Below are 14,918 nucleotides of genomic sequence, written 5' to 3' on the forward strand. Positions count from 1 at the left end.
TTTGCCTCATTTACTCAAGGGTAAAGGCGGTTAACAGCGTGCGCTGCCAATCTCCGCCACCGTCATCACTGATCATCAGGTAACGGTTGCCATCAACGTGGGTTAAGCCTTCAAAATTATCCAACGCGAGGAGGCTGGAAAATACCTGTATATCGTGAATCGGGCACGCGCCTTTTTTGGGGCATTGCTTAAAATCCAGATAACGCAGGCTGACCACTAAGGGATTCGGGAACCCTGACCATGCTCGTTCCAGCACTAACATATTGCCATCGGGTAAGGTTTCAAGCGCGGTAATGCTGCTGTTTTCCGCTGGGTATGCGTTAAATGACCAGCTTTTGCTTAACCCATACAGCGTATGTAAGGTGCGCGGTTTACCTTTCAAGGGGCTTTCCGGTGCGGTCAATAAGCCATAACGTGAGTGAAAGGCCACCGATTCCAGCCCGTCATTGGGTTTGCGCAACTGACGCACATCACCTAATTGGCGCGGTAATTCCATGTTTTTGATGGCGCGTCCTGCGGGGGTGAAACGGATAATGCGCGGTTCGCCTTCAAACGAAATCAGTAATTGGCTATCACCGGCTTTACCATTATTGGCGTTGAGTACTGCTAAACCTTCGGAATCACGGCGGCCTTTACGCACCCGCTGACCTTTGCTATCCAGCAAATTCGCGGCGTAAACGGGTTCTGCCGCACTGATACGATTACCATCCCAAGTTAGCTGGAAATGGAATACCGCACCGCGATCTGACACCGCGTACAACAATTGTTCGTCGGCATCCCAAGCTATCCCGGACAGCTCACCGATTTTCACATCCATCACTGTCGTAGCGGGAATGACGACATCACTCTGCCACTGCCACAGCGGTGCGGCTGCCGCGCTCAGGGTGGGGAGCAACAGCAACCCCACCCCGAACCATCTGCGCCATCGCCTCATGGCGTTGTTGCAACGACTGTTTATGATGATTGCTCCGTGGTTTGTTCAGCGGCTTTACGCTCGTCGTCGTAAATTTGATGCAATTGCACCGGCTGGGATTTCTTGTGCAGGCGCAAATTCAACATTTCCACACCGAACGAGAATGCCATTGCAAAATACAGGTAGCCTTTAGGAATTTCTTCGCCCATGCCTTCTGCGACCAATGCCACCCCGACCAATACCAAGAAAGCCAGTGCCAGCATTTTCACGGTGGGGTGCTGTTCCACAAATTCACCAATTGGTTTTGCCGCAAACATCATTACGCCAATCGCAATCACAATCGCCGCCACCATGACCGCGACATGATCCGCCAAGCCTACTGCGGTAATCACGGAATCCAGTGAGAACACAATGTCGATAATCGCAATTTGCACAATCACCAGCGGTAATGCGTTAGCAATGTGTTTGGGGCCGTGTACTTCATCGCCGCCTTCCAAACTGCCGTGAATTTCGGTAACGGCCTTGTAAATCAGGAACAAACCACCCAGCAGCAACACCAAATCGCGCCCAGATACCGAATGCCCCATGACTTCAAACCACGGCTCCACCAATCGCGCTAACCAAGCCACCGACAGTAATAACAACACCCGCGTTCCCATTGCCGCCAACAGACCAAAGCGACGGGCAAACTCACGCTGATGTTCTGGCACTTTCGCCACTAACAGTGTCAGGAAAATAATATTGTCGATACCTAAGACAATTTCCAACACTGTCAACGTGACCAGCGCACTCCAAATATTAACGTCCCACAACCATTCCATCTGTATAAACCCATAAATAAAAGTGGCGCAATTCTAATGGGAGAAACCGCGTGAGGCTAGATACCCTTACCTTGTTACAATAACGGAGCCAGAATTCGCGCGGAATTTTCCGCTAGGCGTTGCCATTGACTCAAGGTTTCGCGTTCTACGCTGGTCACTTCGGTAGCCATTGCACACAAACTCACGAAGTCATCTTCCAAACGACTGGCAATCGCTTCCCCGTAAAAAAACAGATTGCCTTCAAAATTCAGCCGAAAACTGCGCTGATCCATATTCGCCGACCCCAGCGTGGCAAATACGCCGTCAACTGTTACTGCTTTAGCGTGCGGCATCGCACTGTGCAATTCAAAGATACGCACCCCCGCCGCTAACAAATCGTCGATAAACGAACGCCCCGCGTACAACACCAAGGGGTGATCGGAACGCCCCGGCAATAACAAGCGCACATCTACTCCGCGTAATGCCGCCGTTTGCAAGCTCAATAACAAGGAACGATCCGGCACAAAATACGGGGTTTCAATCCAGATGCGCCGTTGCGCCAAATTCATCGCCGCAAATAACACGGTGTAAATGGTTTGCCACCGCGCATCCGCCGGGCCACTTGCCAAAAATTGCGCGTGAATCTCGCCCCGCGCTGTCACTGACGGGAAATAGTGCGCATTGACTAAATTGCGCCCGGTTGCATGAAACCAATCCTGACAAAACACCTCTTGCAGGCTATTCACCACCGCGCCTTCAATACTGGCGTGCAAATCCCGCCAAGGTTCACCGCGCCCTGCGTATACATCGCCGACATTCATTCCGCCGGTAAACCCCAAGTAACCATCCACCACCACCACTTTGCGGTGATTGCGGTTATTCAGATTCAAACGCCGACTCAGGATATTCACTTTCAGAAAACGTTCAACGCGCCCACCCGCAGCCACCAATGGCGCGAAAAAAGCCGTGTTTGCTTGGCGCGAACCCACGTCATCCAGCAATAAACGCACCTTCACCCCGCGTCGCGCCGCACGCACCAATGCCTCACGCAAGCGGATCCCGGTGAAATCTGCTTCCCAAATGTAGTACAGCAAATGAATATGGTGTTGAGCTGCGTCAAAACTGCGCTCCAACGCGGCGAATACCTGCGCCCCGTCACGCATGATTTCCACCGCATTGCCGGACACCGGGCCGGTATCATCCAGCTTTGCCACCAAGGCCAATAACGACGGCGCAAGCCCTGCAATCGGCAACGCCGGGGGAATGTGCGCCTGCACCCGTTCCAAATCATCCGCGAGTTTTTCTTCAACCTTGCGGCGTTTGCGGCGGCGTAAATACAAGGGTGTTGTGCCAAACAACCAAAAGCCCAGCAAACCGATGAACGGTAGCAACACAATCACCAAGACCCACGCCAATGTCGCCCCCGACTCGCGGCGTTGTGCCACCACCGTCGGGATCAAAATCGCAATAATCAGGATGTCGAGCAGCAATAACCCGCTGTTAACCCAACCATTCCAGTAAGCACTCACGCTTTAACGCTCCACTGACGGCACTTTCCATAACAACCATGCCCCGACCCCAAACAACAATAATACCGCCAGCAGACCTAAGCGCGGCGAACCCGTCAAAACACCGACCCAGCCCACCAACAACGGCCCCAGCACCGCCGCAAATTTACCCAACATATTGTAAAAGCCGAAAAACTCCGCCGCTTGATCCTGCGGAATCAAACTCGCGTACAATGAGCGGCTTAACGCTTGCACCCCGCCCTGCACCAAGCCCACGCTCAACGCCAGCACATAAAATTGCGACACCGAATCCATCCGCACTGCCATCAGGGTAATCACCACGTAACCCGCCAACCCCAGCAAAATCCCACGTTTAGCACCCCAACGATTACCCAACCAACCAAAAACCAAAGCCGCCGGAAACGCAATAAACTGCGTCATCAACAATGCGGTAATCAGGTTAGCGGTAGCAAATCCCAGCGATTTACCGTAATCCACCGCCATCAAAATGACTGTATCCACCCCGTCGATGTAAAACCAATACGCCAGCAAGAACACCCACACCACCCGTAACTGGCGAATATGGCGGAAGGTTTCCAACAATTGTTTACCTGAAAGTCGCAGCAATGGCACGAAAGCCGGACGCTGTGCCTGCGCTGGCGCACGTTCCCGCACCCAACGCCATAACGGAATAGAAAACACCGCCCACCACACTGCTGTTACCCCGAATGCCCAGCGCACCGCCTGCGTTGCATCCGGCAAACCAAACCAAGTGGGATGCAAAGTCAGCAACACACACAAACCGAATAACAAACCGCCGCCCAGATACCCCAAACCGTAGCCCAAGGCCGACACCCGGTTAAACGCCGGTCGTTCGGCAACATCCACCAGCAAGGCATCGTAAAAAATATTCGCCCCCAAGAAACCCACTACCGCCAGTACAAAGCCAAACATCGCCCATTGCCACTGGCTTTCACCAACCACGGTTAACCCCAAGGTAGCGCACACCCCCAGCGTCACAAAGCCCGCCATCATCGGCTTTTTCACCCCGCCTTGATCCGCCACCGTGCCTAAAAACGGCGCGAGCAACATAATCGACAAACTCGCCAGCGCGTTTGCCGTACCCAAGTGCAAGGTAATCGCCTCCGACGGCAACCCTTTAGCCCAGTATTCACGGAAAAAAATGGGGAAAAACACCACCATGACGGTCGTGATAAAGGCGGAATTCGCCCAGTCGTAGAATGCCCACGCCCAAATAGCGCGGGTTGATGATTGAGTGGTCGTCATGGCGGTGCGTTCCTATAGCGTATCCACGAAAGACACACATCATAACGCAAAACAAGGAGCAGAGTATTACGCCGCCTGAGCCTGTGTCGCCGCTTGCGCCAGATCGAGCGCGTGCACTAATTGGGGGATTTGTGACAGTGCTGGTGCACCATCCATCAACAATGCAATCGGCATAACTTCAAAGATTTCTTCGGGGGTCGCGCCGTATTCCATCGCTGCTTGCGTGTGCATTTCGATTAAACGCGCTTCTTGCTTGACGATAGCAATCCCTAAGCCGACTAATTCGCGGCAACGGCGATCAATACAACCTTTACTCAAGGAAAATTCGCGCCATGAACCTGCCCATGCTTGCCACAATTCCGTCTGACGGTATTCTGGGCTGGCTTGGGTATACAGTGCCACTTTACGCACTTGGAGCATTTCGGTTTCGGTTGCTCCCATGCGAATAGCCGCGTCGGTGTGAATGTCGATGCAACGGTGGCAGTCTTTGGCGAGGGCAATGCCGAGGGTAATCAGTTCTTTATGTTTGCGGTCGATCACGCCTTTTTTGGTGCTTTCTTGGGAAAGCTCACCAATAATTTCTAGGAATTCCCCTAAGCCGTAAGTGCGTGCTTTTTTTAAGGAATCCATAAAGCTAGGTGCTAACATGTGGTTCTCCGTGTTATGGCAGAAAAAAAATTGCCCGCAAAAAGCGGGCAAAGAGAGAAGTAGCTGGATTGGGCTAGAGAGGAGGAGAGGAGGAGTTACGCCCCCAACCCAGCTATTTGAAAATTAAGCAGCTTTTGCTTTAGAAGCAGCTTTCTTAGTTGCTTCAACTGTCTTTTCAGCAGCTTCTTTAGTCATTTCAACAACTTCAGCAGATGCTTTTTCAACAGCAGCAGTAGTCTTTTCAACAGCTTCAGTAGCAGCTTTCTTACCAGCTTCTACAGCTTGCTCAGCACCTGCTTGAGTGTACTTGGCAGCTTCTTCCATGATGGCAGTCAGTTCGTCACGAACTGAAGTCAGCATTTCAGTTGCTTCACGCATGTTAGCAACCCATTTTTCGCCACAAGTGCGAGTAACGTCTTGTTGCAGTGCGTTCAGTTCAGTAACGTCTTTTACTTTAGTCGCTGCTTCAGCGTTCTTAGTGCCCATTTCAACACAAGACTTAACCAGTTCAGCTTGCTTGCCAGCCAGTGTTTCAAAAGTCTTCATGTTCAGTTCGCCAATTTTCTTAGCAGAAGCCATTGCGCTGTCACTGAATTGTTTTACGATGTTCATCATTTCGTTTTGCATGTCATATCTCCTAGAGTGCTAAATTTCGGTTTAATCTTAATGCGTTTCTGCATTTGATGCAGTGCACAATATCGCTATCTGAAATAGCTGTCAATGACTTTTTTGTTGCAACGCAGCAAAAAACTAAAATTTCATCATAGTGTCACGTTTCTTTGTCGCTCAGAGGAGTTAAGGCATAATCTCGGCCTCCTTCTTGCATGTATTTGTGCATTAACTATTCGGGGAAACCACGCATCATGAATGTCACCACAGACAAGCCATTTGACGTTGCCAAGTTGCAGGAAAATATCCGCCAGTTCGGCGAACTGCTCGGCGAAGTGATTAAAGAACAGGAAGGGGAAGCCGTTTACACCACGGTCGAAAAGCTGCGTCGGGGTTACATCCGCCTGCGCAAAAGCAACGACGATGCCACCCGCCATGAGTTGATGAGCCTCATCGACGCGCTGGATGTGGATATGCTCGAACAGGTAATCCGCTCCTTCAACACCTTCTACATCCTCAGTAATATCGTCGAAGAAGATTTCCAGCACCGTGAACGCCGCCGTGAAATCCAGAAAGCTGACAGCCAATTATGGAAAGGTTCAGTGCGCCGCACCGTGCTGGAATTGCAACAAAGCGGCATGACCGCTCCCGATATGCAATTCCTGATGGATCAAATGCGCTATACACCTGTGTTCACTGCGCACCCTACCGAAGCCCGCCGCCGCACCATGATGGAAATCCAGCGGCGCATCTTCCTCGTGATCGACCAGCTCGACAATAACCCCGAAGCCAGCGAACGCGAATCCCTCGTGCGCCACCTCAAAGCACAAATTCAGCTCATGTGGCGCACCAACGAAGTGCGTACCCGCAAGCCCACAGTAGAAGACGAAATCCGCTACGGCTTGTACTACTTCCGCGAATCGCTGTTCGACGCAATCCCCATCGTGTACCGTTATTACGAACGCGCCGCGCGGATTGCTTACGGCTGGGGCGCGATTACCGTGCCGAGTTTCCTGCGTTTCGGCTCTTGGATTGGTGGCGACCGCGATGGCAACCCGTTTGTAACGCCAGCATTGACCCGCAAAGCCATCCGTATGCAAATGCAACTCGCGTTGGAAGAATACACCCGCCGGGTGCGCGAATTGCGCTCTATCCTCTCGCACTCGCTGGAGTTCATTACCCCAACCCCGGAATTCACCGCGTATTTGCAACAAGAAGACCAACGCATTGGCATTGGTGAAGTCGTGTTTCACTACGCCCATGAAAGTTTCCAGCAAGAACCCTACCGCCGCCTGCTGAGTATCATGCACCACAAGCTGCACGAAACCCTCAAGGCCGTGAATGCGCGACTGGAACACGGGCACGCCAATTTATCGGCAGATGCTTACACTGATGTCTCCGAATTTATCCACGAGCTGTATTTGATTCGCGACTCGCTGCGTAGCCACGGCGACTTAGTGATTGCAGGGCGCGAACTCAAAGACTTGATCCGTTTAGCCGAAACCTGCGGCTTTGGTTTGTACAAACTCGACATCCGTCAAGAATCCACCATTCACAGCGAAACGGTGGCGGAAGTCCTCAAACTTTCCGGCTTGTGCCATAACTACTTGGAACTGCCCGAAAACGAGCGCATGGAGATCCTCGCCGAACTCATTCTGCGCCCGCGTTTGCCAATCCCACACCGCCCCAAACTCAGCGAACGCACCGCCGAAACGCTGGAAATTTTCGACAGCATGTTGGAAATGCGTAACGAAGCCGGAGCGGGCATTTTCGGCACTTACGTCATTTCCATGACCCACCACGCCAGCCACATTATGGAAGTCATGTTGCTGGCACACATGGCGGGCTTGGTGGGCTATGACGAAAACCGCCAACTGTTCTGCCACATCCAGATTTCGCCGCTATTTGAAACCATCGACGACCTCAAGCGCATTACCGAAGTGTTGAGCCACTTGCTGGAAAACGAAGCCTACCGCGCTTGCCTGTCCGCGTCCGGGAATATGCAGGAAGTCATGTTGGGTTATTCCGACTCGTGCAAAGACGGCGGCATCCTCGCCTCAAACTGGAATTTGTACAACGCGCAAAAAGAAGTCATTACCCTCACCGATAGCTACGGGGTGAAATGCCGCTTGTTCCACGGACGCGGCGGCACGGTTGGACGCGGCGGCGGCCCTACCCACGAAGCGATTATTGCGCAACCACCCGACACGGTTCACGGGCAAATAAAGTTCACCGAACAGGGCGAAGTGCTCGCCGCCAAGTACAGTAACGTGGAAACGGCTGTGTACGAACTTGGCGTTGGCACCAGCGGCCTGTTGAAAGCCAGCATCGGTTTGCTGAAAAAACGCGGGGCTTACCCCGAAGAGTTCCACAATGCCATGAGCGGCATTGCTGCCAACGGCGAACAAAAATACCGCCAGTTGACCGACTGGACACCGGGGCTGATGGACTATTTCTATGAAGCCACCCCTGTGCAGGAAATCGCCTTGCTGAACATTGGCTCGCGCCCGTCACACCGCAAAAAAACAGTGCGTGACAAAGGCTCAATCCGCGCCATTCCGTGGGTATTCGGTTGGGCGCAATCGCGTCATACCCTGCCCGCTTGGTACGGCATCGGCACAGCGTTAAGCACCTTCCGTGCTGCGCACCCCGACAACGGTAAACTGTTGGAACGCATGTACGACCAATGGCCTGCATTCCGTTCCTTGCTGAGTAACACCCAAATGGCCTTGTACAAAGGCGAAATGGATACCGCCAAGGAATACGCCGAACTCGCCAGCGATCAGGACAGTGCGCAAAAGATTTTCGCCGACATCCGTAGCGAATACGAGTTGACCGTGGCGGAAGTGTTGGGCGTGGCACGTCTTAAGGGGTTGATGGAAGAAACGCCGTTGCTGCAATATTCACTGCAACGCCGCGACCCTTACCTTGACCCGTTGAACCATATCCAGATTACGCTGATCCAGCGGCATCGGCAGTATGTGGCAGAAACAGGGAATACGGATTCGCCCTGGTTGCCGACGTTGTTGCGGACGATTAATGCGATTGCGGCGGGGATGCGGAATACGGGGTAAACGGCAGGTGAGCCAGTTTTTGCAGGAAGAAACGCTCACTCCACAATTGTAGCGCGGGGCGTTCCCATAACGGTACAAAACGCTCCACATCACTGACCGCCTTTTTCCAGTTAATCGTACTGATTTTGGTGGTCAGTGTTGCTTGCAACCAAGCGGTATCTACCACGATTCCCTGCCCTGCCCACGCGCCAGATTGTTGTAAAGCTGCCTGCAAATGCAGCAGATTGGGCGCAACGCCTTGCTTGACATACCAAGCGAAATCATACCAATCACGCCCTTTCAAATAGGGGCGACACAGCAGCGCGTGAATTTTCAAGGCAAAGTTACTCGCCAAATCCTGATGGCAAACCTCGAAATCCAGCGGGAAATCCAGATAACTGTACCCAAACCCTGAACCAGCTGGCGGATTCACATCTACCTCCAGCTTGATTTTCAAGTGGCGTGCCGGATTACCAAGTCCTGCATAAAACGACAGGTTGAGTTGACCGGCAATCGAATCATCCTTGAGCAATGCTTTACGGACAGCCTGATCCATACGGCTTTTATCCAATACTTCCGGGCGCAAACCAAAAAGCTCAAAGACCGCCAATAGCGGTTGTAAATACTTTTCCCATGCGAATGCAGGGTCAGGTTGCTTCAGCAAAAAATCCAAGTCTTCGGAAAAGCGTGGCAGTTGATGCAAAATGCGTAAGCTCGTTCCACCCTGAAATGCTGCCACCTCAAAAAAACCAGCCTGCCACAAAGCATAGAGAGCAATCTCTTGCATGATTTCTTTTAATGCCTGCTCTTCTTGCAGCGGGTCTTTCGCTTGATAACGGTCAAGACGTTGTTGTAACAATTCCAGCATTAGACAGCTTCCCCGTTGAGTTGCAACGCGACACACAACTGCATTAACCAGTGCTGCACGGCTTGATGCTTGTAAACGTAGCGCAAGTTAGTGATGTCTGTCGCAGTAATGCGGGCAAGGGATTCCGATTCAATCCGCAGGCTATCTTGCAAAAACGCCAAGCCTTGCCAAGGTTGCTTGTGAAAACACGCCCAGTCCAACAAAGCACGTAACGGATTTGCCAGCAGAGCTGCTTGTCCTTCCAATTCAATCCGCGCCACTTGCACCAGAAAATAACCCTTGTGTAATGCCAGCGGATGATAGGTAAACAACCCGAAACCATCCGCTTGGTACTGCAAGGTTTTACGCCCCGGTGTCACACTCGCAACGGTATGAACGGCTTCAGGAATCCAGCCGTGCCATGCTAGAGCGGTTTCAAACGATACGTAACTGGTGGGGTATAATCGTTGGGCAATCACAAAGGGATGCAAGCGGGTTTGCCGGAAACGTTGCGGCAATACGTATAAACCGCGCATCAGACGTTGCAGTTCACCCGCTTGCAACGCACGGTTGGTCAAACCATAACGGCGAGCGGATGTGCCCCCCATTAGGTGTGCTAACTGGGTTTCATCCAGAATGCGTTCGCGGTAGGGGTGGAATAGCAGTTTTTCGGTTAATGCTTGCATTGAAAATTCCAGAAACTTTCACTTTATGCGAGTATAGATAATTAATCCCCATTAAACCATATCAATATTACCCAAATCGTGTACGTGCCAATCGTCGGCAAAAGTTTATAAGTGTCGTGTATCGGGTAATGATGACTCCATGAAACACGTACTCATGGCACTGTTGTGCATCTTAGCTATCTGGAAAGGTTTTTTCAGCGGACACGGTAAGGTGACGCTGGAGCCGGGTGTCGCCGTAACCGAAGCACCTTATCAACGCGAGCTGGATTCTGCGCTGAAATTCCAGCACGGTGTTCATCATATCACGGCACTGGCTGAATTCCGGCTGCACGCCAAGGTGTTATCGCGGGCAGATTACAGCATGGATGCGGGTTCCGATCTGGTTCCGGTAGATTTGGCCTTGGGCTGGCAAAATATGTCGGATGAGCGTGTTCTTCAGGATATTGAGATCAGCCAGAGCGGGCGTTTTTACTGGTGGCGCACCCATACTTTCCCCATCCCCCGCCATGAAATTGAAACCGAAAGTGCCAATATGCACCTGATCCCGGCAGATGAATCCGTGGAAAAAGCCATCAAGCGCGTTAAACAGGGAGCCATTATTGCGATTGAGGGCTATCTGGTGAATGCGGAGCGGCCTGATGGTGGACGTTGGGAAAGTTCACTCTCGCGTGAAGATAGTGGTCGTGGGGCTTGTGAACTGGTGTGGGTGAAGTCGTTTCAAATCGTCAAAGGCTCGTAACAACCCCTCCTTTACAAAAGAAGGGGCTGCGAGGATTTTCTTCGACTTTACGCGCTGAAAGAAGACCCACAACCACAAGTCGTGGTTGCATTCGGGTTACGAATCACGAATTGCGCACCTTCCAGACCTTCGGTGTAGTCAATTTCTGCACCAACCATGTACTGGAAGCTCATCGGATCAATCAACAACGTTACGCCGCCATTTTCGACTGCGGTATCGTCTTCGTTCATGTTTTCGTCAAAAGTAAAACCGTACTGGAAGCCGGAACAACCGCCGCCTTGTACGAATACGCGCAATTTCAGCGCGTCATTGCCCTCGTCTTGAATCAGGGCTTTTACTTTAGTTGCCGCCGCGTCAGTAAATACCAACGGGGAAGGGGTTGCGGTTTCAACCGTCATGCCAATATCTCCTGCTTATTAAATAGTGCAGATACGTTACCACCCTTGCTGCAAGGGGGCAATAAAGCCACTATTCCGTAGCAGATGCTTTTGCTGCAAAGCTGGCGTTATCGGGCTTTTGGCGCACCAACTTGCCGTTAACTTCCGCACCTACCGCCATTTCCAGCAAGTTGTAGTAAACGTCACCGCAAATCCGTGCTTTTTCAAACAACTCAACTTTACCGCTGGCGAACACATCGCCGTCAATCATGCCGTTGAGTACCATGCTGGGCACGCGCACTTCGCCTTGAATATGACCGTGTTCGCTCAGAATCAGAGTAGCATCATCGCCATCAGCGGCTAAATTGCCTTTGATCACGCCTTCGATGTGCAAACCACCGGAAAAGCGCAAATCGCCGTCAATCGTCGTCCCGCGACCAATCAGGGTATCGACCTGCGCACGACGGATTTTCTGATCGCCTTGAACACCGTTGCTAGACGAACTATTACTGGAACCACCTGTTTTGGCAGATTTACCGAACATGCTTGATCACTCCTTTTTCGTGGATGCGTTGGAATCGTTAAAGGTTGCCCACTCGTAACTGCGCGTTAGCCGTTCCGGGGCATCACCCGTGTTAGGGGTTACTTTCAATTTTACTGTCACGGGTACAAAATCTTTGGGAAACAGTAAATTACCTTCCAAACTTTGGTAATGTTTTACCGAAAACTTAGTGGCTAACTTATCGGCTGCCGGGGTCACGTCTTTGTGCGTTACCGTTACGTCTTTGCCGTCCTGCTTACCGTTAATGGTGATGCTGTAACTGCCATCCACCGAGGTATCGCCGCCCTTAATATTGGATAACACCAAGTGGTAATTGTACAGCCCTTCGACTTTCTTACCCTTGTCGTCAACCATGCGCGGTTTGACCCCGAAATGCTGGATGTGCAAGCCTTCTGCCAACCCGGAGGGTGACAAAATGCCTTCATACAACACCAGTTTTTCGCGTTCGCTGGCTAATTCAGCCGAAGCGGCAGCAAATTTCTTGGTTAGCTCATCATTAGCGGAAACCTGCACTTGCTGTTCACGTTTGACAGTCGCCAACTGATCTTCGAGTGCTTTAATATCGGTAAGCTGTTTAGTCAGCAAGCGTTCCTGCTCATCCATCTTGCCACGCAAAGTGACAGCGTGCGCCCCAGAGGAGTCAACAGGTGTCAGATAACCACTAAAAAATAACCATGTTGCCATCATTAATACCAGCAACAATGCCGCGATTAACATGTACCAACAAGGATTGCGCTTATCGCTACCGGTAGGGCGCACCTGCACCGTACCGCGATTTTCAAATTTGTATTCTAAAGCCATGCCTGACTGTATTGCCTCATTATTCCCTTAATTATCAAGGCAGCAAACCCGGATGACGCAAGGCGGTATCTTCCGCAAAGCCTAACATCAGATTCATGTTTTGCACCGCCTGCCCTGCCGCACCTTTCACAAGGTTGTCGATCACAGAGAGTACCACAACACGCTCGGCGTTACCGGGACGATGTACCGCGATCCGGCAGAAATTCGCGCCACGCACAGAACGGGTTTCGGGGTGTGAACCAGCGGGCATGACATCCACAAACGGTTCAGCCGCATAACGGCTTTGGTACAGTTGCTGTAAATCGACACTTCCCTCTTGAAGCATTGCGTACAGTGTAGCGTGAATACCCCGAATCATGGGTAGCAAATGCGGAACAAAAGTAGGATTAATCGGACAGCCTGCCATTAATGATAAGGTTTGCGCAATTTCTGGCTGATGGCGATGCCCTGCAACCGCGTAAGCTTTGAAACTATCGCCCGCTTCACACAATAAAGTAGCTACTTCCGCCTTACGCCCTGCCCCGCTCGCACCGGACTTGGTGTCGGCAATGATGCCTTGCAGATCAATCAGCTTATTTTCCACTAACGGCAACAAACCAAGCGTCACGGCGGTCGGGTAACAACCGGGGTTTGCCACCAAACGCGCCTGCTGCACCGCTGCACGGTTCAATTCGGGCAAACCGTAAACCGCTTCTGCCACCAAATCCGGGCTGGCGTGGGTCATGCCGTACCACTTTTCCCATAGCGCAATGTCTTTAATGCGGAAATCAGCCGCAAGGTCAATCACCTTAACACCGGCATCCAGTAAGACTTGCGCACTTTTCATCGCTACCCCGTTGGGCGTGGCGAAAAACACCAAATCGCATTCCGCTAATTGCTCATCGGACGGCGTAGAAAACGTCAAATCCACATAACCACGCAAATTAGGGAACATCGCATCAACGCGCATTCCCGCATTTTCCCGCGAAGTCACGTAACTCAGCGTTACGCCAGGATGGTTAACTAATAAACGTAATAACTCGACACCCGTGTAGCCCGTCGCGCCGACAATACCAATCTTCTTACTCACAACAACCCTTTTTTCTATCAGGCCGAAAAATCCCACGTATAATACGCGCCAACCTTGATGATTAACAACCTGTAGCAAGAGACAACACCATGAAACTGGACATAAAAGGACTCGCTATCATCGCCCTCGTCGCGGGTGTATTAGCCTTTTTCTTACTCATGCCCAACCAAGGGCTGAAATCCATTCCTGCCAACCTGAGTGTGGCAACTTTGGAGGGTGCAAGCCTGCCACTGGACAGCCTCAAAGGTAAACCCTATTTACTCACCTTCTGGTCGACTTCGTGCCCCGGTTGCGTGAAAGAAATTCCGGCGTTACAAGCCCTACATCAACAACATCAAAATGACGGGTTCCGCATCATTGGGGTTGCCATGTCTTACGATGAAATGCCTGCGATTCAAGCCATGCGCACCCAAAAAGGCATGGAATACACCATCGCTTACGATCAAACCGGAGCCTTGGCGCAACAATTTGATGTTCGGGTAACACCCACCTCTTTCCTGATTGCCCCAGACGGCAAAATCGCCATGCAACGCCTCGGCGAGTGGGATCATGCCGAACTGGAAAAGAAAATATTGGAACTTTTGAAAGGATAAATCATGTACGAATGGGTTAAAGCGATTCACGTTATTTTTATGGTGACTTGGTTCGCAGGACTGTTTTACTTACCACGCTTATACGTTTACCACGCCATGCCGGAAAACAGCGGTAGTTTTGCCTTGTTTAAAATCATGGAGCGGCGTTTATTCGCGATTATGACGATTGGCGCAGTCATTACGGCGGTGTTCGGTATCATTATGATTGTGCAAGGCGGTGGGGTGTTATTTCAATCGGGGTGGTTTCACTTCAAACTGCTGCTGATCGCGCTGCTAATTGGCTATCACCACGCTTGTTACCGCTTAATGATTAAATTCCGCAACGATGCCAACACCCGTGATCACCGCTGGTATCGCTGGTTCAATGAAGCACCTAGCGTGCTGCTGATCGTGATCGTCATTTTAGCGATTGTAAAACCATTTTAA

16 protein-coding genes are annotated in these 14,918 nt (G+C 51.4%); 4 read left to right on the forward strand and 12 right to left on the reverse strand.

Annotated features, from left to right (window positions below; genetic code table 11):
* Positions 1-10 precede the first annotated feature (10 nt).
* The 6 genes from J9260_RS12715 to J9260_RS12740 form a co-directional block, all read right to left on the reverse strand.
* Positions 11-934, reverse strand: a complete 924-nt coding sequence (locus tag J9260_RS12715; protein ID WP_210218112.1) for an esterase-like activity of phytase family protein — start codon at positions 932-934, stop codon at positions 11-13.
* A 20-nt stretch (positions 935-954) separates the two neighbouring features.
* Complete coding sequence (locus J9260_RS12720; protein ID WP_210218113.1) at positions 955-1,734, reverse strand: TerC family protein; 780 nt, start codon at positions 1,732-1,734, stop codon at positions 955-957.
* Between the two features lie 74 nt (positions 1,735-1,808).
* Positions 1,809-3,242 carry a cardiolipin synthase gene (cls, locus tag J9260_RS12725; RefSeq protein WP_210218114.1) on the reverse strand — a complete coding sequence of 478 codons (1,434 nt, stop codon included), beginning with the start codon at positions 3,240-3,242 and terminating at the stop codon, positions 1,809-1,811.
* 3 nt (positions 3,243-3,245) lie between these two features.
* Positions 3,246-4,508 (reverse strand): MFS transporter, encoded by a 1,263-nt coding sequence (locus J9260_RS12730; protein WP_210218115.1) that lies wholly within the window; start codon positions 4,506-4,508, stop codon positions 3,246-3,248.
* Between the two features lie 66 nt (positions 4,509-4,574).
* Complete coding sequence (locus J9260_RS12735) at positions 4,575-5,156, reverse strand: carboxymuconolactone decarboxylase family protein (protein ID WP_246499432.1); 582 nt, start codon at positions 5,154-5,156, stop codon at positions 4,575-4,577.
* A gap of 123 nt (positions 5,157-5,279) precedes the next feature.
* Positions 5,280-5,783, reverse strand: a complete 504-nt coding sequence (locus J9260_RS12740) for a phasin family protein (RefSeq protein WP_210218116.1) — start codon at positions 5,781-5,783, stop codon at positions 5,280-5,282.
* A gap of 236 nt (positions 5,784-6,019) precedes the next feature.
* Here J9260_RS12740 and ppc point away from each other — a divergent pair, with 236 nt between their 5' ends.
* Positions 6,020-8,839: a phosphoenolpyruvate carboxylase gene (gene ppc, locus J9260_RS12745; protein WP_210218117.1), complete on the forward strand. Its 2,820-nt coding sequence runs from the start codon at positions 6,020-6,022 to the stop codon at positions 8,837-8,839.
* Here ppc and J9260_RS12750 read toward each other — a convergent pair.
* Both J9260_RS12750 and J9260_RS12755 read right to left on the reverse strand, forming a co-directional pair.
* Positions 8,802-9,686, reverse strand: a complete 885-nt coding sequence (locus tag J9260_RS12750) for a nucleotidyl transferase AbiEii/AbiGii toxin family protein (RefSeq protein ID WP_210218118.1) — start codon at positions 9,684-9,686, stop codon at positions 8,802-8,804. The genes ppc and J9260_RS12750 overlap by 38 nt on opposite strands.
* On the reverse strand, positions 9,686-10,351 hold the full coding sequence (locus J9260_RS12755; RefSeq protein ID WP_210218119.1) for a type IV toxin-antitoxin system AbiEi family antitoxin domain-containing protein: 666 nt from the start codon (positions 10,349-10,351) through the stop codon (positions 9,686-9,688). The genes J9260_RS12750 and J9260_RS12755 overlap by 1 nt, the downstream gene beginning before the upstream one ends.
* Positions 10,352-10,490: 139 nt before the next feature.
* Here J9260_RS12755 and J9260_RS12760 point away from each other — a divergent pair, with 139 nt between their 5' ends.
* Positions 10,491-11,090, forward strand: a complete 600-nt coding sequence (locus J9260_RS12760; protein ID WP_210218120.1) for a hypothetical protein — start codon at positions 10,491-10,493, stop codon at positions 11,088-11,090.
* Between the two features lie 47 nt (positions 11,091-11,137).
* On the opposite strand, the gene erpA is transcribed toward J9260_RS12760, so the two are convergent.
* From erpA to argC, 4 genes are all read right to left on the reverse strand, one after another.
* A complete protein-coding gene (gene erpA, locus J9260_RS12765; RefSeq protein WP_210218121.1) occupies positions 11,138-11,488 on the reverse strand; it encodes an iron-sulfur cluster insertion protein ErpA in 351 nt (116 codons plus the stop codon).
* A gap of 70 nt (positions 11,489-11,558) precedes the next feature.
* Positions 11,559-12,011: a bactofilin family protein gene (locus tag J9260_RS12770; protein WP_210218122.1), complete on the reverse strand. Its 453-nt coding sequence runs from the start codon at positions 12,009-12,011 to the stop codon at positions 11,559-11,561.
* 6 nt (positions 12,012-12,017) lie between these two features.
* Positions 12,018-12,830 carry a DUF6776 family protein gene (locus J9260_RS12775; protein ID WP_210218123.1) on the reverse strand — a complete coding sequence of 271 codons (813 nt, stop codon included), beginning with the start codon at positions 12,828-12,830 and terminating at the stop codon, positions 12,018-12,020.
* 34 nt (positions 12,831-12,864) lie between these two features.
* A complete protein-coding gene (gene argC / locus J9260_RS12780) occupies positions 12,865-13,899 on the reverse strand; it encodes an N-acetyl-gamma-glutamyl-phosphate reductase (protein ID WP_210218124.1) in 1,035 nt (344 codons plus the stop codon).
* 89 nt (positions 13,900-13,988) lie between these two features.
* On the opposite strand from argC, the gene J9260_RS12785 reads away from it, so the two are divergent.
* Both J9260_RS12785 and hemJ read left to right on the forward strand, forming a co-directional pair.
* The gene (locus J9260_RS12785; RefSeq protein WP_210218125.1) at positions 13,989-14,492 is read left to right on the forward strand and encodes a TlpA disulfide reductase family protein; all 504 of its coding nucleotides are present in this window, start codon (positions 13,989-13,991) and stop codon (positions 14,490-14,492) included.
* Between the two features lie 3 nt (positions 14,493-14,495).
* The gene (hemJ, locus tag J9260_RS12790) at positions 14,496-14,918 is read left to right on the forward strand and encodes a protoporphyrinogen oxidase HemJ (protein WP_246499434.1); all 423 of its coding nucleotides are present in this window, start codon (positions 14,496-14,498) and stop codon (positions 14,916-14,918) included.

It is taken from the genome of Thiothrix unzii (assembly GCF_017901175.1).
In the GTDB taxonomy this organism is placed as follows: domain Bacteria; phylum Pseudomonadota; class Gammaproteobacteria; order Thiotrichales; family Thiotrichaceae; genus Thiothrix; species Thiothrix unzii.

Bases quoted from the DNA above. Each gene is read 5' to 3' on its own strand.
- J9260_RS12715 (WP_210218112.1), bottom strand. From the start codon at position 934: ATGAGGCGATGGCGCAGATGGTTCGGGGTGGGGTTGCTGTTGCTCCCC.
- J9260_RS12720 (WP_210218113.1), bottom strand. From the start codon at position 1,734: ATGGAATGGTTGTGGGACGTTAATATTTGGAGTGCGCTGGTCACGTTG.
- J9260_RS12730 (WP_210218115.1), bottom strand. From the start codon at position 4,508: ATGACGACCACTCAATCATCAACCCGCGCTATTTGGGCGTGGGCATTC.
- J9260_RS12735 (WP_246499432.1), bottom strand. From the start codon at position 5,156: ATGTTAGCACCTAGCTTTATGGATTCCTTAAAAAAAGCACGCACTTAC.
- J9260_RS12740 (WP_210218116.1), bottom strand. From the start codon at position 5,783: ATGCAAAACGAAATGATGAACATCGTAAAACAATTCAGTGACAGCGCA.
- ppc (WP_210218117.1), top strand. From the start codon at position 6,020: ATGAATGTCACCACAGACAAGCCATTTGACGTTGCCAAGTTGCAGGAA.
- J9260_RS12750 (WP_210218118.1), bottom strand. From the start codon at position 9,686: ATGCTGGAATTGTTACAACAACGTCTTGACCGTTATCAAGCGAAAGAC.
- J9260_RS12755 (WP_210218119.1), bottom strand. From the start codon at position 10,351: ATGCAAGCATTAACCGAAAAACTGCTATTCCACCCCTACCGCGAACGC.
- J9260_RS12760 (WP_210218120.1), top strand. From the start codon at position 10,491: ATGAAACACGTACTCATGGCACTGTTGTGCATCTTAGCTATCTGGAAA.
- erpA (WP_210218121.1), bottom strand. From the start codon at position 11,488: ATGACGGTTGAAACCGCAACCCCTTCCCCGTTGGTATTTACTGACGCG.
- J9260_RS12770 (WP_210218122.1), bottom strand. From the start codon at position 12,011: ATGTTCGGTAAATCTGCCAAAACAGGTGGTTCCAGTAATAGTTCGTCT.
- J9260_RS12775 (WP_210218123.1), bottom strand. From the start codon at position 12,830: ATGGCTTTAGAATACAAATTTGAAAATCGCGGTACGGTGCAGGTGCGC.
- J9260_RS12785 (WP_210218125.1), top strand. From the start codon at position 13,989: ATGAAACTGGACATAAAAGGACTCGCTATCATCGCCCTCGTCGCGGGT.
- hemJ (WP_246499434.1), top strand. From the start codon at position 14,496: ATGTACGAATGGGTTAAAGCGATTCACGTTATTTTTATGGTGACTTGG.